We start from the raw sequence: 23,962 nt of genomic DNA, 5'->3' as shown, positions 1-23,962 counted from the left end.
TCTTTTAGAGCTTATCAAAAATGCGAAAACTTTCTTTGCCTTCGTTAAATAGCAGATCAAGGATACTCAGTCCAGGGATGAATTCTCCATCGACCTGTTGATATACCGGATGTTTTTTTAGCGCTTGGACCTCATTACTGACCAACCACTGGTAGTTTTTTGCGTCATACTCTTGATATAGAATATTAGCGTTCATTGATTTTATGAACAGTTCGGGATTAGGATCAAACTCAGAAATCTGACTTGCCAACCGGTATTCAACTCTAAACTCCAGATATTTCATCAGTCGCTCGAAGAACCACATGTTGAGATCGATCAATCTTTCGAATTCGGAAAAACGCTTGATATCAGCTTCAATTTCATCAGAAAAGAAATCGAACCACGTGGCATTGGAATAATTATGTAACAGCGCATTCCAGAAAGGTTCTATCCAATCTACAGTATGATCAATACGGACCTTACCGATCATTTTCTTTTTATCTTTGGTCCTGATCGGGATATTGATCCACTGCAAACCATGCTCACCCTTAATGGCTGCACGATGGGTTCTTCCTTTTCGAGACCACTGTTCAAGGTCATTCCACACTACCAAATCAGCATTCAGCATAGACGAAAGATCGTACAGGTTTGGCGCAAACTGAGGCTGGAGAAGAGCTAGCTTCAACGTTATGAATTTAGGGGTTAAAATTTCTTATCTTTGAAAGCAGAAAATAGAAGAATTCAACTAAACAAAATAACACATGTCAGTTCGCGTACGATTTGCGCCTTCACCAACCGGATTTTTACACATTGGCGGACTCCGGACCGCACTATACAACTATCTTTTTGCCCGTCATAATGATGGTAAATTTGTGCTCCGTATTGAGGATACCGATCAATCCCGCTATGTAGAGGGAGCTGAACAGGATATCATCGATTCCCTGGAGTGGGCAGGAATGGAAATTGATGAAGGTCCCGGTAAAGGTGGTGATCATGGGCCGTACCGACAAAGTGAGCGAAAAGATATCTATCATAAATATGCCGAACAGCTGATAGAGCAGGGACAGGCATACTATGCCTTTGACACCGTTGAGGAAATTGACGAGATGCGTGAGCGCCTGAAGAAATCAGGAAATCCATCTCCAAAATATGACTCCATTACGCGTCAGTCTATGAAGAACAGTCTTACTCTTCCACAGGATGAAGTGGAGAAGAGATTGAAAGATGGAGATGAATATGTAATCCGTTTAAAAGTGCCCCGCAAGGAGACGATCCGTTTTGAAGATGAGATCCGCGGTCATGTTTCCTTTGATACTGAAGGACTTGACGATCAGGTATTACTCAAATCAGACGGAATGCCAACTTATCACTTGGCTAATGTCGTAGATGATCATACAATGGAGATCACGCATGTGATACGGGGTGAAGAATGGTTGAGCAGTACTCCCAAACATATATTGCTATATGAAGCTTTTGGTTGGGAGCCACCAATTATGGCACATCTACCGTTGATAATGAGCCCAAGTGGTGGGAAGCTATCCAAGCGTAATGCCGAAAGTGAAGGTATCCCTGTCAATACGAAAGATTATATCTCTGGTAATTATGAACCGGATGCCTTGGTTAATTTTTTAGCGTACCTAGGTTGGAGTCCGGGTGATGACTCTGAGATCCATACCATGGAAGAACTCTGTGAACTTTTTACACTGGATAGAGTATCCAAAGGGGGAGCCGTATTCAATTACAAGAAACTGATGTGGTATAACGAAAATTACATTCGTGAGCACTCAATAGAGGAGCTTAAGCCACGTGTTGAAGCATTACTTCTTGAGAAAGGATTCGAGATCCCGAGCGATGAGTTTTTGACATCCGTGATCGGTTTACTTCACGAGCGTGTTTCCAAAGTGGACGAATTTACAAGCATGGGAGCCTTCTTTTTTGAAGCCCCAAAAGTCTATGATGAAAAAGCTTTGAAAAAATGGAAAGACGACAGCCCGGCGCTGGTTAAGGCCTATAAAACCAAGATCGAGCAGCTGTCTGACGATGAGTTTGAAGCAGCTACATTAAAAGAAAAGCTGAAGGAGACTATAGAAGAACACGAGGTGGGTTTTGGAAAATTGATGATGCCTCTGCGAATTGCAGTTTCCGGTCAGGGTTTTGGTCCGGATCTGTTTCCGGCTTTAGAGTTGATCGGTAGAGATGAAACCATAAAGCGTATTGACACAGCATTGAGCAAACTTTAACCCCTCCATCATACGCCTTTACCAAAAAAGCATGAGCCCGGATCGTATTTAATGATTCGGGCTTTTATTACGATCAACAATTTTACAACTCGTTATAAACTTTGAATCTTGGTTTTAATGGAATAGATGTTATTTTCTGAGCGGTTTCAAAAACGAATAAAAGCTTTACATGAAAAAGAAAATAGCAGCACTCATAGGTGTTTGTACTGTGTTAATCTTGGGATCACAGTTGGCCTGGGCAGACATTCAAACTTCAGAAGCAGCTACAGGATTAATTGGTAGCTGGATCAGTATCTTACCCCCGCTTGTTGCAATTGCAATTGCACTGATCTTCAAACAAGTGCTTTTTGCCTTATTCTTAGGAATATGGATGGGTGCTTTTTTAATTGGTAATATTTCTTTTTCAGGTATCTTTTCAAGTTTTTTTGGGTCACTGAGTGACTATATAGTACCGGGTGTTTCAGATCCGGACCGCATGAGTATTGTGGTATTTTCAATATTGATAGGCGGAATGGTGGGTATAATAACTGATAATGGCGGTACACGTGGTGTCATTAAGGCCATCACAAAATTTGTGCGCACTAAAGTTCAGGGCATGGTAGTGACCTCACTAATGGGTTTTATCGTCTTTTTTGATGATTACGCAAATACAATGGTTGTAGGGAATACCATGCGTCCGCTTACCGATAAACTCAGGATCTCTCGTGCCAAGTTAGCTTATCTGGTTGATGCCACGGCAGCACCGATAGCAACCGTCGCACTGGTAAGTACCTGGATCGGAGCCATGGTGGGGTTTATTGCGACAGCAGAGGCTGAGATGGCGAACTTTAATGAAGCAGCTTATTCGGTATTTATACATTCTCTGCCATATAACTTCTATGCATTCTTCACTATCCTATTCGTGATTTTGATAGCCTTTTCCGGTCGTGATTATGGTACAATGCTAAAAGCACGAATTACTTTGTATAAGGCAAAACACGACCCAAAAATTGATAAATACAATTTGTACAAAGAAAAAATTGAAGAGGATGAGGAAAAGAAAAGTGAGTCTCACTGGACCAACGCTGCTATTCCGATCTTAACATTAGTAATTGGAACTATAGCCGGTCTGTTCGTGACAGGTGAGGGTAATTCAGTTCAGGCTATTGTGGAGACGGCTAATTCCTATAATGCCCTTCTGTGGGGTTCTATTGCGTCAGTGGTTGTTGCCATTGTAATGACTCTATCCCAAAAATTATTGGATGTGGAAAAGACCCTCGAAGGAATGATGAATGGAATGCATGTCATGTTTGACGGGGTACTTATCCTTGTATTAGCCTGGGCTTTAAGTGATGTTACTGTTGCTTTGGGTACGGCAGATTATCTTATATCCGTGTTCGGTGAGACTTTGAATCCATACTGGATGCCTGCGCTTGTATTTGTACTTTCAGCTTTGACTGCATTTGCAACCGGCTCAAGCTGGGGGACCATGGGGATATTAATGCCTCTTGTTGTTCCATTGGCTTGGCAAATTGGTAATTCAACGGGTATCCCCTATGAAGTTACTTTAGAAGTGATTTATGCAAGTGTAAGTGCTGTACTTGCAGGGTCTGTATGGGGGGATCACTGTTCTCCGATATCCGATACAACCATATTGAGTTCTATAGCCACTCAATGTGACCATGTAGAACATGTTAATACTCAACTGCCCTATGCGATGACAGTTGGAGTCATCAGTATCGTGGCAATGATAAGTGCATTGGTATTAAATATACCAATATGGATCATTTATCCTACAGGTGTAATTATAATTATTGGAATTATATATAAATTCGGAAAGATCCCGGACCCGAAAGAGTATACACCTGAAGGCAAGGTAGCCGCTATTACAAGTTTGGATTAAAGATCAAATCAGTCAACTTTGGGCTATATCTCTATTTGATAATGTTGCTCATTCTTGATCGTGTCTGAACCGGGATTAAATGTACGCTCAGTAAAGTCAATGTTTCCATTCTTGTCAATAAGAAGGATTGATGAACAGCGAGTACCGTAATTTTCTGTTTTGATGAATATGGATGAGATCGCTTTTTCAAGATCTCTGGGAATTCCGGTCACCGGCAGGTCTTCATCATTTGCTTTTGATTGGTCAAGCAAAAGTTCAAATAACTCTTCTTTGTTGATCTCATCAGAGCTTATCAATTTTTTCATTTGCTCATTGGCAGAATCTACTTTTGGCCAGGAAGTATCAAGCAGGGCATTACTTATCCCATGAACGCCTGGTTCTATGGTTGTCATTCGCTTGCTTTGATTTGAAAAATGATAAAAATGTCCGTTATCCCAAAGCAATAAGTTAAACCCGTTATAGTCCTGAGCTGTTGTTGATAGATTTTGCAAATATTCGATAGCTGAGTTATCAGAAGTCAAATAATTCATAACCAATTCACCGCGTGAGGGTGGATCTTCTTTGATAACGGTTGGATCTCTATAATTAGTCAACGCTCCCCATCTTCCATCTTTATGAATGCCAAGCCATGTGCCGCCTGCTTCCAGGTCTTTGCCGGCCAGAATATCAGAATGACCTTCCTCTGTCCAGAATTGAGCAGAACGGGTTGGCCGGCCATAGAATTCATCTCTGTTACCTGCCAGTATCAGCTCATATTTCAGATGCTTTTTGTATGCAAATGTGATCAGGCACATATAAATAGTGAGATTAACTTTCGTAATTTTTGGTGAATCTAAGGATATTCTGTAACCTATTTTAATTTTTTCGTAGAGTACTATATGCAAAAGGGTAAAAAAGACTTTAGGGATCTGTTGGTTGTGGTCATCGGCATCGCCGGTATGATCTGCTTTTTCTATGCTCTGTCTGGAGTGCATCCTCTCAGAATAGCTGAAATTGATCTTCCCAAAAATGAGATACTCATCAAAGCTGATTCGGTATTACAGAGTTGGCAGTATCAAACTCAATCGTTCTATCCTGTTGCTACCTTTGAATCTGAAACAGGTTTCCTGGATACGCTTCAGAAAAAAACAGGTAAAAAAAACCTTGATGAACTCTTACGGAGATCGGATATCATTAGCGGTCTTCCGCTATTCACCTGGAGGATCAATGAAGTTTACAGTGAAGAAATTGAGAATGAGTTGACGCTTGAGCTAAGGCTTGATACTAAAGGTAATGTAGTTGCTTTTTCAACTAATAGATCACTGATCCTCAAACAGCGGCCATTTAACAGAGAGGCTATTCAGCATGTATATGAAAATGAGATCAAAAATTATTCTCGTTTACTGGAAGACTCGTTGATAACAGGATTGCTCGACGTTCAGCATCTGAATGGACAGGCTCAAAATCGATCAAGCAGAAATGTGTTGCCGGATCAGCTTAGGATATTCAGTGACACTCCTGGATCTGAACTTTTTGCAGAACAGCTGATCTGGAAACACACAGACTTTTATTTAGATCGATCGGTATGGAAGAACTTTGAACTTTCGCGTGACTCTGTTCAATTGGTCGATGAAACTAATATCAGGTACGCTAAGGCGTTCTTGAGTATGACTGATCCTCAAACCGAAATTTCAGCATCTCTGACTTTGGAGCTTTTACCGGCAGGGTCATTGATGGGTCTAAGCTATAACCTGAGGCCACAGTTAGAAACAGCCGATGAAGAATTATCAGATATCCTGGAGTCAGTGGCTCTGTTTTTAATTCTGGTCTTTGTGATCTGGTTGTTTTTCATATTCTACATGCGTATAAAAGCACGAGCTATTGATACCCGCCCGGCGATGATTGTAGCTGTTTTAGCCGGCTTTGCAGTTCCTGCCTTCTGGATCCTCCAGTTTTTGAATTCGTTCGATTTTCTTTTGCAAGTTGTTGACATAAGTCAGATTCTTAATGGTATGCTATTCATTGGGGTAATGGGTGCTATCAGCGCTGTCGCTTTCTTTGTATTGACGGCGGTCAGTGATTCGATCACCAGGCAGTATTGGCCTGAAAAACTAAGGAGCTGGGACCTCATTAGAAACGGTCTTTTTATAAATAAGCCCATTGGCTGGGCCATAGTGAACGCAATCGGTATTGGAGGATTACTTGCCGGTGTGACGGGATTATTTCTAAGTGTAATTCCAACTGCGTATATATCTGCCGGAACCGAATTGTTATCAGATCAATATTTTTTGCCATCAATCGCAAACCTGCTGATCACAGTGATGACGGTTTTATTAGTCATCGTTTCTATCTATCTGATCATTGGAAATCAATTTAAAGCGTTGTTAAGCAAAGATTATATCATTTTAGTACTCAGTGCCGTTTTGTTTGGGCTGATGGATGTACTACCATTTAATATAGAACCTGATATACTGAACCGTGGCATGCGAAGTGCGGTCGGGTTACTTCTGGGATATTTCTATCTGCGATACGATTTTCTGACGGTGGTATTGGGCTTCTTTGTGTACCTGAATTTTCTAACAACGTCTAAAGGTTGGGTAATAAACAGTTCACCCGATGCTAATACATTCTACCTATTTCTGCTTGTTCTTGCTTTTGTTGCTATATTGGGAGTCTATTTCGTATTAAAAGGAAGTGAGAGAAAAGAGTTACCTGAATACGTGCCCACATACATTGAAGATCAGGCAAAAGAGCAAAGGGTAAAGCAGGAGCTTTCGATCGCCCGCGCGGTTCAGCATACATTTTTACCCTCCAAAATACAGAGTTTACCCGGTATTGATATGGCAGGAATATGTATTCCTGCACAGGAAACAGGTGGGGATTATTATGATATGATCTCTTTGGGAGAGGAACGAGTTGCCATCGCTATCGGGGATGTAAGTGGCAAGGGTATTCGGGCTGCATTCTATATGACATTTATAAAAGGAGTGCTTCACAGTTTAAGTGCCTTGATCTTATCTCCGGTCGAATTATTGAATCAGCTGAATAGGTTGTTCAATGAAAATGCTACCCGGGGAACTTTTATTTCCATGATATATGGAATATTTGAAGCGAAAAAACGAACATTTACCTTTGCCCGTGCAGGTCACAATCCAATGTTGCTGGTTAAAAATGACGCTTCATCAGAGTGGATCAAACCCAAAGGCCTGGGAATTGGTATGGCCAAAGGAGATAATTTCATTCAATGTATAGAGGAGGCCGAGCTCAAACTAAAAGAAGGTGATGTACTGATACTCTATACAGATGGTATCACAGAAATGCTGGATGCAGGTGGTCGTTTTTACGGTGAGGAGCGCCTCAAGGAGCTGGTTAAGAATATTCGAAAAAGCTCATCAGAACAGATCATGAAAAGCATAGTCAGTGATGTTAATGAGTTCAAAGGTCTGGCGAAACAACACGATGATATGACTCTTGTTATCATAAAAGCTGATGCTTCCGCTAATCAGTAATTGATTTTTCCGTATAATTAGGAACTATATTATTCCAGACCAAAATTCATCAATCATTCGAAGCTATGGGACTTAGTCAGTCTGTTGAGGATTACCTCAAAGCAATTTACATCTTACAGACAGAGGGAGAGACGGCAACCACCACAAATATTGCCAACGCCCTGGATGTGTCGTCGGCCTCAGTAACCAATATGCTGAAGAAGCTGGCTAAGATGAATTTGTTAAAATATCAGTCTTATAAAGGAGCCACGCTGACTAATGCAGGTAAAAAGATCGCACTGGAAGTATTGCGGCATCATCGATTGTTAGAGTTGTACTTAAAAGATGTGATGGGATATTCCTGGGATGAAGTGCATGATGAAGCTGAGAACCTGGAGCATCATATCTCAGAGCAATTTGAGGACCGTATTGCAGAGCTATTGAATCATCCTACACACGATCCACACGGAGATCCGATCCCAACTAAAGACGGAGTAGTTCCTGAAATGGCGAAGCTTTCGATCACAAAAGCCGAAAAGAATATTAGATATGTTGTGGGAAGGGTAAAAGATCAGGACCCTGAAAAATTACGTTATTTGGAGCAGATCGGTATCATACCCGGGGTAAAAGTTGAGATCCTTGATAAAGCACCATTTAATGGGCCTGTAAAGATCATGCTGGAAGGGGAAAGTGAACAGGTGGTTGGATACTCAGTGGCAAGTGACGTATATCTGCTGGATGTTAGCTGACCCTAAATCAGTCTGTGTAAGGTCTCACCTCTATGCCGTTTTTTAGCATCTCATTTTTGAGGTCTTTGATCTCCACTTCTTTGAAATGAAAGATACTTGCAGCTAAAACGGCATCAGCGTTCGCTTGAAGAACGGCATCAACACAATGCTGAATTTTACCGGCGCCCCCGCTTGCAATCACGGGTATGCGGACAAGCTGATTTACTTTTTTCAAAAGCTCCAAGTCAAAACCTTCTTTAGTGCCGTCTCTGTCCATGCTGGTGAGAAGGATCTCTCCGGCACCCCTTTGTTCAACTTCCTGCATCCATTCAATGGCATCCAAGCCGGTGTCTTCGGTTCCGCCTTTGATGAAAACATTCCAGCTCTCACCTGTTTTTTTGGCATCAACCGCAGCTACAATGGCTTGAGCCCCAAAATTCTTTGATGCCTCATTGATAAGGTCAGGATTTTTCACGATGCTGCTGTTCAGAGAAACTTTATCGGCACCTGATTTCAGTAATTCTTCAATTTCATCGATTGTTTTAATACCACCGCCAACTGTAAATGGGATATTTATCTCAGCGGCTATTTTCTTAACCAATTCCTTTAGTGTTTTACGCTTCTCCAGTGTAGCCGTGATATCAAGAAATACCAACTCATCTGCACCTTCCTCACTGTAACGCTTCGCAAGCTCAACCGGATTGCCGGCATCACGGAGGCCTTCAAAATTCACACCTTTTACTGTTCGCCCGTTTTTGATATCCAGGCAGGGAATAATTCTTTTTGTAAGCATAGACTTATTGAAATTCCAAATAAACGCACGACTTTAAAGTAATCGTGCAGGATATTTACGAGGCTTAATATAGAAAATTATCCCCTGCACTTTTTATTGAATCATGTAATAAAATTGATAAATAATCGAACGTACGCCAAGGCCTTTTAGGTTGTAAAGCGTAAAAGCACAAATGAATTACAAAGAACTCAAGGTACCGGATGAGCCGAAGCGTCTCTTTAAGGAAATTATAGAATCAGAAGGGTCTTGTATTATCATTCCGCCTCACTACAGAGATAGAAATCCGGAAGTTCCCAATGTTTCAAAAGACCGTAAATACGTAGGTTTATTTTCGAGTGGGACCACAGGAAAACCTAAAAGCATATGGAATACTTTCGAAAATATAATACAGAACGCCATTTATACATCTTCAGCTTTTGAGATCAAATCTGAGGATACATTATTGATGTTGGCTTCACCGTGGCACGTAGCCGGTCTCAGCTGGGCAATGATGGCCGAGCATGTGGGCAACGAGTACAGATTTATTACAACTAATAGAGGGGATGAGGAAAAATGGTACCGTGCTATTCATCAGTTTAAACCTGATGTTTTATTAACAGTTCCGGCAGTTTTAAGAAGCCTGATGAAATACGAATGGAAACTTTCCAAGCTCGTGTATGGAGGCACACCCGTAGAACCACGGGAGTTAAAGGCATTGTCAAAAAGGTGTGCTGAAGTCTTTCAGGGATACGGGCAGACAGAAGCTGGAGGCCTGATATGTGCTCATAAATTTGGAAATATCCCTGATGTGATAAGTGACGAACATCGTTGCTGTGGTCAACCGGTCAAGGGAGTGCAGGTACGGTGTAATGGAACTATAGAAAAATCTGAGCCTGTTATAGTCAGGTCGGAAACAGCTTTTACAGAAGAGTTTTATAAAACCGGAGATTTGGGTTATAAAGATCATAAAGGCGATCTCTATATCCACAGTAGAACCGATAAATCGATCAAAGATAAGTAATTACTTATTGAAAGCCGCCATTTCTTCCAGGGATATTCTGCCTTCGTAATATGCCTTTCCAATTACTACAGCCTCAATGTTAGCATCGTTGAGTTTGTTGAGGTCTTCCATTGAGGATACACCGCCGGATGCGATCAACCTGATGTCCGTGAAATTATGGTGTAAGTCTTGGTAGAGATCAAAATTTGGGCCTGATAACGTACCGTCTTTTGAAATGTCAGTACAAAGTACTTCCTGAAGACCATTATCTATCATACGGCTTAAAAATGATTCTATGGATTCTTCGGCTGTTTCCAGCCAGCCGGAATAGGCGATCTTTCCATCTTTCAGGTCCATGCCCAGGATCATGTTTTGAGGATATAAGTCAAGTGCCTTGAGCCAGTCTTTTTCATTTTTGATAGCCATATAACTGCAGATAACCTTAGAAAGCCCGGCTTCCAGAAGCATCTCAACATCTTCGAAGGTGCGGATGCCACCACCGGTTTGAACTGAGATCCCAAGCTCTGATATGATCTCTTTGATATGAGGAAGGTTTACAAACCTTCCCTCTTTTGCTCCGTTCAGGTCAACCACATGAATATGATCAAAACCGGCTTCTTTAAATTTTTTAGCCTGATTTACCGGTGATTTATCGTAAACGGTTACTTCTTCGTAAGACCCTTTATGGAGGCGAACAGCTTGACCATTCAAAAGGTCGATAGCAGGTATTGTTTGCATAATATCTTTTTTGATTCGCCCCAAAGTTATGGGTATGTGGAAAGAGTTACACAAAAAATATTGGCAAATTAGTCTAAATAAAATCCCTAGTTAGATCCGCCTGGTTCAAGCGTCGCACTTGGGCTTGTTTGAATTGAACTACCTGTGTCAACAGCACACCGCACAAGCGAGACGCTTGCGCTAGGCGTTGTGTGTAACTGTTAATACCTGATGGGATAGATATAATAGTACATTAGATTCAATTCATAGTATTTCAGGAAGGAACAATTCCTAAAATGCATGTGTTTGGTCGGAGCAACAAATAAAGAAAAACTGCATGGAAAACGAATCACATATATCCCTGGTAAAAGTTAATAAGAGTTATCAGGAGGGAGATAAAGAACGTTCTGTTCTCAATGAACTGGAATTGAACGTAAATGAGGGAGAGATGATCGTTCTTTTGGGAAGGTCAGGCTCCGGGAAAAGCACGATGCTAAATTTGATCAGTGGCATAGATCGGCCCGATTCCGGAGAGATCAACATTGGGGGAACGGATCTTGCCAAGTTAAATGAGAAAGAACGTACACTTTTCAGACGAAAAAATATTGGATTCGTTTTTCAGTCATTTAATCTGATCTCTACACTCACAGCAGAAGAAAATGTACTGCTTCCGCTTAAACTAAAGGGTATTGATGATGAGAATTTGTTAGATAAAGCCCGGAGTTTTTTAGAAGAAGTGGGGTTAGGAGATCGGGGAGACAGTTATCCGGACAGATTATCTGGGGGAGAGCAGCAAAGAGTTGCCATTGCCAGGGCATTGGCTCACGAGCCCATGCTCATACTTGCCGATGAACCTACCGGAAATCTTGATTACGAGACAGGGAAAAACATCCTCGATATTTTAAATAAACTCGTAAGAGACAATGGAAGAACGATCATCCTGGCAACACATGACCGGGATATTTGTTCTATTGCCGATCGTGTTGTTGAACTACAGGGTGGTAAATTGCATGATGTAACTGAATTTGAAGGAGCCTGATGAGTTCGAATAATAAAGACTTACTCTGGCTTTCCAGCTTCCGTTTTTTAATGCGACACCCATGGCATTTTGGCCTATCGATTCTCGGCGTTGCCCTGGGAGTGGCTGTGGTGGTTTCCATCGACCTATCGAATACGAGTGCTGAAAAAGCGTTTGAGCTTTCAACAGAAGCGGTTACCGGAAAAGCTACTCATCAGATCAGGGGAGCTGCAGAAGACCTAGATGAATCTGTTTATCGATCGGTCAGGATCGATGCAAAAGTGAGGCAATCGGCTCCTGTAGTAGAAGGATATGCAAGGATCCAGGGCTTGAACCGCACGATGCAGGTTCTTGGGGTTGACCCAGTAGCCGAAGCACCATTTCGGGATTTTGCCAGTCAGCAAGCCGGCATCGATCTATCTGCTTTTGTGAGCGGTAGAAATACCGGCCTTATATCAGAATCTACGGCTCAGGATATGGGGGTTCAAGTCGGAGATACACTTGAGGTGAGTGTTGGGGGAAATCCATACCGCCTTGAGCTTATTGGATTGATCGAGGTTGAGAATGATCGAAGCAGGCAGGCTTTGGAGAGCCTGTTACTGGTCGATATCAATACCGCTCAAAGGTTCTTTGGCAAGGAAGACAAGCTTACCCGAGTTGATCTGATCTTGGACGAAGAAAACGAAGATGGTTTAAAACAAAGAATAGAAAGGGTGTTACCGGAAGGGGCTTCGATCGTCAGGTCTGAATCCCGAACCGAAACTGTGGCACAAATGACCCGCGCTTTTAAGTTCAACCTGCAGGCACTTAGCATGCTGGCTTTACTTGTCGGAATGTTTCTTATTTATAATACGATGACTTTCTCAGTGGTCCAGCGCCGACCGCTGATTGGCAGAATGAGGGCATTGGGAGTTTCAAAGAATGAAATACTCTATATGATACTTAAAGAAGCCTTATTCATAGGCCTTTTGGGTACAGTTTTTGGAATTATAGCCGGTATCTTTCTTGCTCAGATCCTGGTTCAGCTGGTCACTCAATCAATAAATGATCTCTATTTTGTACTCTCGGTTCAGCAACTGTCCATAGATCTGTTCTCGATTTTAAAAGGATTTGGTTTAGGACTTGGAGCAACCATGATCGCAGCCTACTGGCCGGCAAGAGAGGCATCCAATGCAGAAGTCTCAACCGTACTAAAACGATCATCCAACGAATCAAAGATCATAAACAGGATCATTCCCCTTGCAGGCGTTGGATTGTTGATAGGAGCAGCAGGTGTTTTAATTCTGATGATACCCAATGGCGGAATTGCTGCTGGTTATTCATCACTATTGTTTATGATCGTAGGGTTTTCACTGATCGTACCCGCACTGATTGTAGGAATGGCGAAACTGTTCAGGCCTCTCTTTGGAGCTGTAAATGGCATGATCGGTAAAATGGCCGTAAGAGGAATAGTTACTGAATTGAGCAGGACTTCGGTGGCTATAGCTGCACTGGTTGTGGCAGTGGCAGCAACAGTTGGTGTTGGGGTGATGGTAGACAGTTTTAGAACCACGGTAGTTTCGTGGCTTGAATCTCAACTTCAGGCTGATGTGTACATACAGCCACCAAGTTCCGTTGCAAGAACAGCAGATTCAGAACTGGCGCCGGATCTAATAGAGGTTTTAAAGGCCACTGAGGGAATTGAACGCGCCGGTTCTGTTAGAAGTGTGCAGGTTAGAACCAATTACGGTACAGATAATTTGGTGGCCATTGATCATGGAAAGGCAGCTCAAGAAGCTTATCAATTGAAATCAGCGGGAAGAGATTTCTGGCAACGATACGATTCAGAACCGATAGTTATGGTGTCTGAGGTATATGCTTATCGCAAGAATTTGGGACTTAATGATACATTGGTGATCAATACGGATTTCGGAGATGAGCCGTTTGTTATTAAAGCTATAAATTTTGACTACGCCTCTGATATAGGTACGATCACCATAAACCGGAATATTTATGATCGATATTTTGATGATGATGCCATCTCAGGTCTGGCGCTGTATGCGAACGAAGGAGTAGAGCTTGATGAGCTGGTGAACAGACTGAGAGAGCGATCAGAAGGGATACAGGAGGTTTTTATCAGATCGAATCGTGGGCTGAGAGAGGCCTCTATCGAGATATTTGATCGTACATTCACGGTAACCATTGTCCTTAGATTACTGGCGGTCATTGTTGCATTCATGGGGGTTTTAAGTGCATTGATGGCCTTGCAGCTTGAACGATCCCGAGAGCTTGCTGTACTCAGGGCAAATGGCATGACCCCGGGACAGCTTTGGAATTATGTGATCACCCAAACCGGAGTTATGGGCATTATGGCAGGTATACTTTCTGTTCCTCTCGGTATACTTATGGCATACATACTGGTGTATGTGATCAATCTGAGGTCCTTTGGCTGGACGCTTCAGTTTGAGATAACACCTGAAGTACTCCTGCAGGCCGTAGGTTTGGCTTTTGTGGCTGCCCTGCTTGCGGGAATTTACCCCTCAAAGAAAATGGCTGAGGCTAATCCTGCAGATGCACTTAGAAATGAATGAGAATATTTAAATCAATTGCGAGATAATGAATAAAAGTATTTGGAGTCTGATGGTGGTCTTTCTTGTAGCTTTGGCCGGTTACGGAATTTGGGAGATCACGCAGGATGATGGCGAAATAAGAGCCTCGGTATCCGTTGCGGAAGCTATGGGTGGCGGAAGTAATGAAGGTTATCTGAGAGCGACAGGTCCGAGAGAGTTTGTATTTCCTGACGATCATGGTCCACATCCTGGCTTTAGAACAGAATGGTGGTATTATACCGGGAATGTATTTACCGATGATGGTCGTCAGTTCGGTTATCAGTTTACCATATTCCGAAGTCAGATGACCCCGCCTGATTCGAATGCATCAGATAAGGCTTTTAGTGAAGACTGGAATACAAATCAACTATATTTGGGGCACTTTGCTATTTCTGATATAGAAAATGAAGACCATGTATTTGAGGAAAGATATAGTCGTGGCGCAGCCGGGTTAGCAGGTTCACAGGCAGAACCTCATCGAATTTGGCTGGAAGACTGGGAGATAAAACGGATAGAAAATAATGACGGCAACGACAAGAATTTTCCGGTTAGCATTAAAGCGGAAATGGAAAATGGGACAGCACTCGATCTGAACATCACCCCCGCCAAGCCTTTGGTTTTACAGGGTGAAGATGGCTACGACCCGAAAGGATCCGAGCAAGGGAACGCCTCATACTACCTTGCCTTTACGCGAATGAAAACTGAAGGGACTGTCACTAAAGATGGAGAAGTACATGATGTAAATGGCTACAGCTGGATGGACCATGAGTGGAGTACTTCAGCTTTGGACGAAGAGCAGGAAGGCTGGGATTGGTTTTCAATACAACTCTCCAATAATTACGAGATAATGTATTATCAGTTGAGGAACTCAGATGGATCAGTTAGTCAATTTACCAACGGTTCTATCATTGACCCTGAAGGCAATAAGTCCAATTTTAATCCGGGAGACGTGAGCCTTGAAGTTTTAGATAGATGGGTGAGTCCCCATAGTAAGGCAGAATATCCTACTCAGTGGAACCTCAGAATTCCAAATCACGGAGTTGACCTGCAGCTTTCAACTGTCTTTCCGGATCAGGAAATGGACGTTTCTGTAAGATACTACGAAGGGGTCCTCAAAATTGAAGGGGAAATGTATGATGAAAGGATCACAGGAAACGGTTACATAGAAATGACCGGCTATGGTGAAAATGAAGAAGACACTATTAGATGAAGCTTCAGTTCTGAAAGATCTGATGTTAATATTTTAGATAGCGTATTAAATTTTTCGAAATACATTGTATAGGTGATCTAAAATGGAGAACTTCAACCCCGCTAAAATAAACAAACGTTAAAAATGGCTGATATAAAAACCATCACAGAGAAGGATTTCGAATTTTTAATTGAACTGGAAGAACTAATCTATGACCGTAAAAAGGAAATGCCTGATGGCTCTTACACGACGTCCATGTTCAAAAAAGGGATTGACAAGATCGCTCAAAAAGTTGGGGAAGAAGCAGTTGAAACTGTGATTGCCTCAAAGAACAGTAAGGATAAAGAAACCATTAATGAATCGGCTGACCTGATCTTCCACTTGATGCTGTTGTTGGCAGAAAAGGAGATTCCCCTCCACAAAGTCATTAAAAAGCTCCGAAAACGCCATAGTAAAGGCACACACAAGCATATCGGAGAATAATTATTCGTTAATGGTTGTTTGTAGGATACATTGTGAAGGAATTTAAACCCGAATAACTATTTCGCAAATAACCATTAACCATATTTTAACAGCTCCTGCCTTCTTTGTATCTTTATCGTTTAAAGTGAGACGCACCCTTATCCTATTCAATTCATGAATAACATTCGAAATTTTTGCATTATTGCCCATATAGACCATGGGAAATCAACTCTGGCAGACCGTCTTTTGCAGAAAACCGGCGCTATTAGCGAACGGGACATGAAAGAGCAGATGCTGGACGATATGGATCTGGAGCGTGAGCGTGGTATTACCATTAAGAGTCACGCCATCCGAATGGATTACAAACGCCCTAATGGTGAGAACTTTATTTTTAACCTCATCGATACACCCGGTCACGTTGATTTTGCCTATGAGGTGTCTCGTGCCCTGAAAGCTTGTGAAGGAGCTCTTTTAATTGTAGATGCCGCACAGGGGATTGAAGCTCAGACTATTTCAAATCTGTATCAAGCCATTGAACAGGATTTAGAGATCATACCGGTACTTAATAAGATCGACCTTCCCGGAGCGGATCCAGAAGGTATTGGCCAACAGATCGTGGACCTTATTGGCTGTGAATATGAAGATATCTTGCACGTTTCCGGTAAGACCGGTGAAGGAGTGGATCAGCTTCTCGAAGAAATTGTAGAAAAAGTCCCCGGTCCAAAAAGGGAAGATGACAAACCGCTGCGTGCACTTATTTTTGATTCGGTCTTCAACACCTACCGTGGGTCGATAGCCTATGTGAGAGTGATGGAGGGCGTGCTCCGGAAAGGTGATCTATTCAAGTTTATGTCGAATCTGGAAGAGTATAATGCAGAGGAGATCGGATACCTGAAAATGAAACAGGAGCCAACCAAAGAATTGCGTGCCGGGGATGTGGGATATGTGATCGGAAGTGTAAAATCGCTTCAGGATGTCCGTGTCGGTGACACTATTACGAAAGTAGATAATCCTGCCAAGGAACCGATTCCCGGTTATAAAGAAGTAAAACCAATGGTGTTCAGTGGTATCTTCCCAACGGATTCCGATGACTTTGAAGACCTTCGTGCTGCACTCGAAAAGCTTCAGTTGAATGATGCTTCACTGACCTATGAACCTGAAACCTCTAAGGCACTTGGTTTTGGATTTCGTGCAGGTTTCCTGGGGCTGCTTCATATGGAGATTGTACAGGAGCGACTTGATCGTGAATTTGATATCGATATTATCACTACGGTACCCAATGTGCAGTATGAAGTGGAACTGGTCGAGAAAAAGGAGAGAATTGAGGTAGATAATCCAAGCCAGATGCCCGGCACCGGAGAGATCGAGGCTATTTATGAACCCTATATCAAAGCTAGTATCATTACTCCGGCCGATTATATAGGGCCGGTGATGAAATTATGCCAGGAACGGCGGGGTATTTATGTAAATCAGTTGTTCATGCAAAATAATCGTGTTGAAATTACGTATGAACTACCAATGGCTGAAGTAGTATTTGATTTCTATGACCGACTCAAATCCGGAACGCGAGGATATGCTTCTTTAGATTATGAATTTATTGAATACCGAAAAGGCGATCTTGTACGTTTAGATATTCTGCTGAATGGTGATCAGGTTGATGCACTTTCAAGTATCACCCACCGGGATAAGGCTTACTATCTTGGACGAAAAGTTTGTGCAAAATTAAAGGAACTTATTCCTCAGCAACAGTTTGAAGTGGCAGTACAGGCATCTATCGGAAACCGGATCATTGCCCGTGATACCGTGCGGGCCATGCGTAAAGACGTGACTGCCAAATGTTATGGCGGTGATATTTCTCGAAAAAGAAAACTTTTAGAGAAACAAAAAGAAGGAAAAAAACGAATGAAACAGGTAGGAACCGTGGAAATTCCACAGGAAGCATTCCTTGCTGTTCTATCTATGGACGAAGACGACAGGTAAAACTATGCAGAACTTAATGAAGCGTGTATTATTCTTTTTCATCATGATGGTCATGATCTCAACTGCAGCCCAGGCTCAGTTTGAGGAACCCATGATCAAGAAAGTGAATAGCGAGGATCGTGCAAAATTTCAGCAGCAATTTGCTGATATCAAATGGACGGGACAGGGATTCAATTTCAACGAACTGGATCGAATGCCGGCTATTGAGATCCGAGCGGTACTCCAAAGTGCCTACGGTGAACCGACGCAAACAGTGGAAGATATCATCGAAAAAGACGGGTATTTGAGGGATGGTAAATCCATTCAATTTGAATATTGGTTCATTATCGACGGGTATATCCCCATGATGGTACTCGACCTGGAGGGGCCTTTCGATGACGGATTGGTCTACGTAGGTGCTAGCCGATATATAGACCTGATGCCTCAGGTCAAGCGGACGCTTACCAGGGAACTCAGAGATGCATCTCCAAAAGAATATGTCGATTATTTTTACTCACCGGAAAGAAACCAATGGTATAAAGTGTCCTATATGGCAGGTGAATACAAGAAGGAAGAGATCAAAAAACCTTCACATATTAATACTAAATAAAGCAGAATTTGAAAGACGATAAGACTCCTGAAAGTCAGGATAGCAGCTCATACTGGCAAAAAAAGAAAGCGAAGGTAGAAGAGGAAAATAAGAAAGCAAAATCCTGGCTTAGGGAATGGCTGGATGCGATCTTGTTTGCATTTATTGCTGCTGCTATTTTGCGAGCCTTTTTGTTTGGTTCCTATAAGATCCCAACCCCATCCATGGAAAAAACCTTGATGACGGGTGATCTGCTTATTGTTTCAAATATCACCTACGGTCCCAGAACCCCTATGGCGCTTTGTATCCCTTTTATACAGGGAGCCTGCGTGCCAGGAGTCAAATTACCGTGGACGCGCCTGCCCGGTTTCAGAAATGTAGAGCGTAACGATATTTTTGTTTTTAATGTGCCCTGGGAAGTAAAACCTGTTTCACAAAAAACCAATTATATCAAACGTGCAGTAGCTCTTCCCGGCGATACGATGTCTATCGAAGACAAAGTATTGTACATCAACGGTGAGCGGGAGAAGGACCATGAGGGTTTGCAGAAGCACTATGTACTGAGAATGGACGATCGAATTCGCTTAAGTAGTGCCAAGATGGAGTCTGTTGGGGGCGAGTTGATCGGCTACGACAACAACAATACCTATATTGTAAATATGACTGATCAGGTTGCTGAACAAGTCAGTGGCTGGGCTGAGGTTGATACCATGTTTCTCAATGTATCACCCGAAAATTCTATTGACAGAAACTATACCCAAAGTCCGGGTGAATTCTCTAAAGCCTTTAATAATCCTGACCAAATGCGAGAGATCGTGGTTCCTTTTGAAGGACAAGAGATCGTGCTGAATGATGAGAATTGGTTCATCTATAAAGATATTATTGAGCGTTACGAACGTAACGACTTAAGAAGGCAGGGAGATAAGATCTACATAAACGGGCAAGAAACTAACACCTACATTATACAGCAGAATTACTACTTTGGAATGGGAGATAACCGTGATAACAGCATGGATTCCAGGTTCTGGGGATTTATACCTGAAGACCACTTGATCGGTAAAGCAGCGATAGTCTGGTTCTCCATCCGGGATTGGGTTCCGCAATTTGATAGAGTCTTTACACTGATTGATTAGAAAAGAAGTCAGGATTCAGAATACAGAACTGACTAAATCCTGAGCTCTTAAAACTAATCTCCTTTCATTTCGACTGTCGTAAGCGTCTCGCTTGTGACGAGATGATTGGAATTAAAACTATACTTTAGCCCAAGCGGTACGCTTGAACAAGGTGCGAACTGAAGAATTCACCGCTAATTTTTCGCCATGGTCTTTCCCTTGGGAGTTCCTTCCCGGATGGCTAGCTGACCGCATCCGGCATCAATATCATCTCCGCGACTGCGACGTACGGTTGCTCTTACATCATTTTTGATGAGTTCCCGCATGAAGTCGTTCAAGCGTTCTTCTCGTGCCCGTTTTAGCTCCACACCGGCTACGTTGTTGTACATAATGATATTAATCTTACTGGGCACCCATTTAGCGATCTTGGCTAGATCTCGGGCATCCTGAGGGCTGTCGTTGAAATCATCGAACAACAGATATTCGTATGTGACCGGTTTATCGGTGGCATTGTGGTAGTATTTGACAGCTTCCTCTAAACTCTCAAGATTCATAGAGCTGTTGATCGGCATGATCTCATCACGTTTTATATCAGTAGGGGCATGAAGTGAGATCGCCAGATTGAATTCCTCCTGATCATCGGCCAGCATTTTGATCTGTTTGGTAAGCCCAACCGTGGATACTGTAATTCGTTTTGGTGAAAGCTCAATACTCAGGGGGTCAGAAATGATGTGAGCTGAATTTACAATCGCCTTGTAGTTATGAAGCGGTTCACCCATCCCCATGTAAACAATATTGGTGATCTTTTTGCCATATTTTTCTTCGACCAAGTCATTTATATACTGGACCTGGTCTACGATCTCACCGTGCGTTAGGTTTCTGAACAATCCCATTTTACCGGTTGCACAAAAAGCACACCCGAACACGCAGCCTACCTGAGAGGATACACAGACAGTCAAACGCCGTGCGGCTCCATCTGCAAAGAAATCAGGGATAAGAACAGCTTCCACCTTATAGTCTTTCTCTTCATCAGTAAGCTGAAAAAGGAATTTAATGGTGCCATCCTGTGATTCCTGCTGCTGTACCGGTTTGATCCGGTTAAGAGTGGCGATCTCACGTAATTTTTCTCGGAGATCTTTGGAAAGATTCGTCATATCCTCAAAATCAGATACACCTTTTTGGTATAGCCATTGGAAGATCTGATCTGAGCGAAAGCTCTGTAGTCCAAGCTCAGAACAAAAATGATTCAGTTCGTCTTTGGTAAGGGCTTTCAGGTCGGTTTTTTGAGTAGTGTCAGTAATAGTCATAGACACTTAAGATACAGATAAATCACCCGAACTTCGACCTGCTCAAGTAAGGTGTTTGACTTTGTTTTTAATCTCAGATCAATCTCTGCCGTTGCGTTTTTTCCTTTTGTTGTCTTGTTGGGAATGCTGCTGCATAAACTCTTTGAACTGTTCTGCCTGTTCATCATTCAGAATCTCACGGATATCCTGCATATGAACGTAAAGGGATTCTTCGATCTCAGCGTAGCCCTGGGTAAGAGTGTTAACAAGTGAGTCTCGCATTTCAGTATCATGATCCTCATTCATCAGGATATAGTTTAAATAGGAGCGCCTTGTTTGATCCAGCTCTTTTTTAATGGATCGTATCTCACCAAAATGTTCACGCCTCAAAGCAGAGATCTTATCAGATTGTTCATCAGTCAGATCTAATTCATTTTTCATGAACTGCTGGGAACTGTTTCTGTCATGATCATTATCCTTGTGTTTATGCCAGTCGCGGCCATCGTTGTGATCCATCCAGACCGTGACTAAAATAACGGCATTTAAAACCACCATTATGATAAGTCCGGACAGTGCCCATTTGTATTTTTTTGATATATCCATATTATTCTTGCTCAAGATTTTCGTAATAATCTAAGTCAAACACCTGATAACTTGCGGTGAATTCCTCAGCCCAGTTTTCAGTGGTAGTTTGAGCCTCGACAGTATCAGTGGATGCCGGCTGAAATTGAATGAGTGAGATCAGATTTAATGATATCATGATCAGTACGGCTGCAACGGCTAATTTAAAACCAAACTCGGTTTTACCCGATAATTGATAACCGTCTTCATTCCTGTTTTCAAGTTTTGCTGTTAGCCGGCTATAGAAGAACGCATCGGTCTTTACAGGTTTAATGTTATCCAACGACCGTAGTGTTTTATCTACTTCCTCATGTATATTCATTTGCTTTTTCATGATCAATCTATTTCATTTTGTTGGTAGTAGGAATGAAGTTGCTTCTTCAGGTTTTTCTTAGCCCTATGTATCAGGGATTCGACTGCGGGCAAACTACTCTCCATAACATCGGCCACCTCCTGATAACTTAAACCTTCTACTTTTTGAAGAGTGAAGGCTACTTTTTGTTTTTCAGTCAGTTTGTCAATTTCATTAAAAAGGATCTTAGCCCTTTCTTTGTTTTCAAGTTCTAGACCGGGATGCATAAACTCTGTTTCATCCACATTTTGATCCGGTTCACTGAACATCGCATTTAATGCCTGAAAAAAACCTGAACGTTTTTTGCGTTTCCGATACCGGATTAGCTCCAGTGATTTTGTAACCGCTATTCGGTATATCCAGGTGGAAAGTGATGCATCTTCCCTGAAATCACCAATTGAGTCAAATATTTCAATAAAAACTTCCTGTGAAACATCTTCTGCATCGTGGGGATTTCGTAAAAAACCCATGCATGTATTGTAAACCTGATCTTTATGATCGTTAACCAAAGTCCGGAAAGCGGATTCTCTTCCCTGAATGAGCTGTTCTATAAGAGCCGATTCTTCGATTCTTTCAGTGGCTTTATATGTTGCACTTAATTTTGTTATTGGCATTATAAGAACCGGATAACATTAATGAAATGCAGGAATGTAAATCCCTGCATTTCTGTAAATGTTCAGAATGATCGACCTTGTCTGTTATTCTTGTTCATTCGTTGACCTTGTTGTCTAGGTCCGCGCTTTTGCTGCATGGTATCAAATTTGATCCGCTGTTCTTCGGTCAATATTTTACGTATCTGTTGCTGATGGCCCGTTCTCATTGCCATCATAGCGGTTCTCAATTCTCCGATCTCTTCAATAAGTGCATTTACTGCATCTTCATCATAGTTATCAGACATTTTGAGGGTACGCAACTTTGCGTTTTTTTTCTGCATGTTATTTCTGAGAGGGATCATGCCTTTTTGACCATTCAGATGAATCTCTTCAACCTTAGCTTTTTGGTCGTCAGTCAGATTCAACTGAGTCATCATACGCTGCATATTTTGGCCTTGTCTATCGGCACGATTCATTATCTGTCCCTGACAGTCACCGTTAGCGTTTTTTTGCATTTTGTTACGCTGCTGGGCTGAAACGTCAACAGTCAATCCAATTAATAAAGCTGATAAAACGGATATTTTTAATATGTTTTTCATGGATGTGCTCCGCATCTAATTCGTGTTCATTTAATTAGATGCCGGAAGTGGAATAAACCTTCGGTCCTTAAATTTTAGCAATCCTGGTAAGTGTGATCACCATTGAGTTCTTTTCTGAGTGATTGCCAACGAGGAAAGAACCGAGTCATATAGGCATAAAACCGTTCATTATGGAGCCTCTCCAAAAGATGTACCATTTCATGTACTACTACATATTCCAAAAGTATCGGTCGCTTTTTGGCCAGGGCAAGATTCAGCCATATCCGACGATCCCTTATATTACAGGTTCCCCAGCGTGTTTTCATACGCTTTACGCCAAATTCACGTACCGATACGCCCATCACCGGTTCCCACTTTGCGATGAGTTGGGGAATAGTATCTTTCAATTGGCTGCGGTACCATTCATTCAAAACCTGTTCTCTTTTCTCTGAGTCTGACTCAGGCCTGAGCTGCAGGATCAATTCTTTATCATTGTTCAGTAAAACTTTCGGAGCCTTCTTTTTTTCAATGATCTGAAGTGTGTATGGCTTACCCCAGACCAAATGCATTTCGCCGGTGGTAAATTTTAAACCGGGCCTGCTTTTTTTAACCGGTACCTTGTTAAGGTGCTTTCTGATCCAGGGTAATTTACTCTCGATAAACTTGTGGATAAGGGCTTTCGGGGCTCGCTTTGGAACCGAAACTTTCACTTCTTTTTCAGATGGATAAACGCGCAGATTCAGGTTTTTTACGTTCTTTCTTAACACCAAGATCTCTAGACCGGATATATTTATAAGTTGCTTGCTGAAAACCTTGCTTTTTCCCATTGA

General features: G+C 42.1%; 22 protein-coding genes. 12 read left to right on the top strand and 10 right to left on the bottom strand.

Features of this window, described 5'->3' with window-relative positions; translation table 11 throughout:
• Nucleotides 1-4: 4 nt before the first annotated feature.
• Complete coding sequence (locus ACKGJO_RS09125) at nucleotides 5-664, bottom strand: WbqC family protein (RefSeq protein ID WP_411323114.1); 660 nt, start codon at nucleotides 662-664, stop codon at nucleotides 5-7.
• 76 nt (nucleotides 665-740) lie between these two features.
• Between ACKGJO_RS09125 and gltX the strand changes: the two genes are divergently transcribed.
• Both gltX and ACKGJO_RS09115 read left to right on the top strand, forming a co-directional pair.
• Nucleotides 741-2,219, top strand: coding sequence for a glutamate--tRNA ligase (gene gltX / locus ACKGJO_RS09120; protein WP_411323113.1), 1,479 nt, complete (start codon nucleotides 741-743; stop codon nucleotides 2,217-2,219).
• A gap of 169 nt (nucleotides 2,220-2,388) precedes the next feature.
• Nucleotides 2,389-4,101, top strand: a complete 1,713-nt coding sequence (locus ACKGJO_RS09115; RefSeq protein WP_411323112.1) for a Na+/H+ antiporter NhaC family protein — start codon at nucleotides 2,389-2,391, stop codon at nucleotides 4,099-4,101.
• A gap of 23 nt (nucleotides 4,102-4,124) precedes the next feature.
• Here the strand turns inward: ACKGJO_RS09115 and ACKGJO_RS09110 are convergent, their stop codons facing one another.
• Nucleotides 4,125-4,895: an NRDE family protein gene (locus ACKGJO_RS09110; RefSeq protein WP_411323111.1), complete on the bottom strand. Its 771-nt coding sequence runs from the start codon at nucleotides 4,893-4,895 to the stop codon at nucleotides 4,125-4,127.
• 84 nt (nucleotides 4,896-4,979) lie between these two features.
• Here ACKGJO_RS09110 and ACKGJO_RS09105 point away from each other — a divergent pair, with 84 nt between their 5' ends.
• Together ACKGJO_RS09105 and ACKGJO_RS09100 are read left to right on the top strand one after the other, a co-directional pair.
• Nucleotides 4,980-7,589, top strand: a complete 2,610-nt coding sequence (locus ACKGJO_RS09105) for a PP2C family protein-serine/threonine phosphatase (protein ID WP_411323110.1) — start codon at nucleotides 4,980-4,982, stop codon at nucleotides 7,587-7,589.
• A gap of 65 nt (nucleotides 7,590-7,654) precedes the next feature.
• Nucleotides 7,655-8,317 (top strand): metal-dependent transcriptional regulator, encoded by a 663-nt coding sequence (locus ACKGJO_RS09100; RefSeq protein WP_411323109.1) that lies wholly within the window; start codon nucleotides 7,655-7,657, stop codon nucleotides 8,315-8,317.
• A gap of 7 nt (nucleotides 8,318-8,324) precedes the next feature.
• Here ACKGJO_RS09100 and hisF read toward each other — a convergent pair whose 3' ends face one another.
• The gene (gene hisF, locus ACKGJO_RS09095) at nucleotides 8,325-9,089 is read right to left on the bottom strand and encodes an imidazole glycerol phosphate synthase subunit HisF (RefSeq protein ID WP_411323108.1); all 765 of its coding nucleotides are present in this window, start codon (nucleotides 9,087-9,089) and stop codon (nucleotides 8,325-8,327) included.
• Nucleotides 9,090-9,261: 172 nt separating this feature from the next.
• On the opposite strand from hisF, the gene ACKGJO_RS09090 reads away from it, so the two are divergent.
• A complete protein-coding gene (locus tag ACKGJO_RS09090) occupies nucleotides 9,262-10,089 on the top strand; it encodes an AMP-binding protein (RefSeq protein WP_411323107.1) in 828 nt (275 codons plus the stop codon).
• Here the strand turns inward: ACKGJO_RS09090 and hisA are convergent, their stop codons facing one another.
• On the bottom strand, nucleotides 10,090-10,806 hold the full coding sequence (gene hisA / locus ACKGJO_RS09085; RefSeq protein WP_411323106.1) for a 1-(5-phosphoribosyl)-5-[(5-phosphoribosylamino)methylideneamino]imidazole-4-carboxamide isomerase: 717 nt from the start codon (nucleotides 10,804-10,806) through the stop codon (nucleotides 10,090-10,092).
• A gap of 316 nt (nucleotides 10,807-11,122) precedes the next feature.
• Between hisA and ACKGJO_RS09080 the strand changes: the two genes are divergently transcribed.
• From ACKGJO_RS09080 to lepB, 7 genes are all read left to right on the top strand, one after another.
• Nucleotides 11,123-11,824: an ABC transporter ATP-binding protein gene (locus tag ACKGJO_RS09080; RefSeq protein WP_411323105.1), complete on the top strand. Its 702-nt coding sequence runs from the start codon at nucleotides 11,123-11,125 to the stop codon at nucleotides 11,822-11,824.
• Complete coding sequence (locus ACKGJO_RS09075; RefSeq protein ID WP_411323104.1) at nucleotides 11,824-14,373, top strand: FtsX-like permease family protein; 2,550 nt, start codon at nucleotides 11,824-11,826, stop codon at nucleotides 14,371-14,373. The genes ACKGJO_RS09080 and ACKGJO_RS09075 overlap by 1 nt, the downstream gene beginning before the upstream one ends.
• 25 nt (nucleotides 14,374-14,398) lie before the next feature.
• Nucleotides 14,399-15,601, top strand: a complete 1,203-nt coding sequence (locus tag ACKGJO_RS09070; RefSeq protein WP_411323103.1) for a lipocalin-like domain-containing protein — start codon at nucleotides 14,399-14,401, stop codon at nucleotides 15,599-15,601.
• A 123-nt stretch (nucleotides 15,602-15,724) separates the two neighbouring features.
• On the top strand, nucleotides 15,725-16,063 hold the full coding sequence (hisE, locus tag ACKGJO_RS09065) for a phosphoribosyl-ATP diphosphatase (protein ID WP_411323102.1): 339 nt from the start codon (nucleotides 15,725-15,727) through the stop codon (nucleotides 16,061-16,063).
• A gap of 153 nt (nucleotides 16,064-16,216) precedes the next feature.
• Nucleotides 16,217-18,022: a translation elongation factor 4 gene (gene lepA, locus ACKGJO_RS09060; protein ID WP_411323101.1), complete on the top strand. Its 1,806-nt coding sequence runs from the start codon at nucleotides 16,217-16,219 to the stop codon at nucleotides 18,020-18,022.
• 16 nt (nucleotides 18,023-18,038) lie between these two features.
• Nucleotides 18,039-18,611, top strand: coding sequence for a hypothetical protein (locus ACKGJO_RS09055; protein WP_411323100.1), 573 nt, complete (start codon nucleotides 18,039-18,041; stop codon nucleotides 18,609-18,611).
• Between the two features lie 8 nt (nucleotides 18,612-18,619).
• Nucleotides 18,620-19,723, top strand: a complete 1,104-nt coding sequence (gene lepB / locus ACKGJO_RS09050; RefSeq protein ID WP_411323099.1) for a signal peptidase I — start codon at nucleotides 18,620-18,622, stop codon at nucleotides 19,721-19,723.
• A 173-nt stretch (nucleotides 19,724-19,896) separates the two neighbouring features.
• Here the strand turns inward: lepB and rlmN are convergent, their stop codons facing one another.
• From rlmN to ACKGJO_RS09020, 6 genes are all read right to left on the bottom strand, one after another.
• Nucleotides 19,897-21,009 (bottom strand): dual-specificity RNA methyltransferase RlmN, encoded by a 1,113-nt coding sequence (gene rlmN / locus ACKGJO_RS09045; RefSeq protein ID WP_411323098.1) that lies wholly within the window; start codon nucleotides 21,007-21,009, stop codon nucleotides 19,897-19,899.
• A gap of 78 nt (nucleotides 21,010-21,087) precedes the next feature.
• Nucleotides 21,088-21,591 (bottom strand): Spy/CpxP family protein refolding chaperone, encoded by a 504-nt coding sequence (locus ACKGJO_RS09040; RefSeq protein ID WP_411323097.1) that lies wholly within the window; start codon nucleotides 21,589-21,591, stop codon nucleotides 21,088-21,090.
• A 1-nt stretch (nucleotide 21,592) separates the two neighbouring features.
• Nucleotides 21,593-21,943 carry a hypothetical protein gene (locus tag ACKGJO_RS09035; protein ID WP_411323096.1) on the bottom strand — a complete coding sequence of 117 codons (351 nt, stop codon included), beginning with the start codon at nucleotides 21,941-21,943 and terminating at the stop codon, nucleotides 21,593-21,595.
• A 2-nt stretch (nucleotides 21,944-21,945) separates the two neighbouring features.
• Complete coding sequence (locus tag ACKGJO_RS09030) at nucleotides 21,946-22,575, bottom strand: RNA polymerase sigma factor (RefSeq protein WP_411323095.1); 630 nt, start codon at nucleotides 22,573-22,575, stop codon at nucleotides 21,946-21,948.
• Nucleotides 22,576-22,637: 62 nt separating this feature from the next.
• A complete protein-coding gene (locus tag ACKGJO_RS09025; protein ID WP_411323094.1) occupies nucleotides 22,638-23,153 on the bottom strand; it encodes a Spy/CpxP family protein refolding chaperone in 516 nt (171 codons plus the stop codon).
• Between the two features lie 74 nt (nucleotides 23,154-23,227).
• Nucleotides 23,228-23,959 carry a M48 family metallopeptidase gene (locus ACKGJO_RS09020; RefSeq protein WP_411323093.1) on the bottom strand — a complete coding sequence of 244 codons (732 nt, stop codon included), beginning with the start codon at nucleotides 23,957-23,959 and terminating at the stop codon, nucleotides 23,228-23,230.
• Between the last annotated feature and the right edge of the window lie 3 nt (nucleotides 23,960-23,962).

It is taken from the genome of Gracilimonas qinghaiensis, from assembly GCF_046602855.1.
Taxonomy (GTDB): Bacteria; Bacteroidota; Rhodothermia; order Balneolales; family Balneolaceae; genus Gracilimonas.
This window is presented reverse-complemented; position numbering and strand designations above follow the sequence as displayed.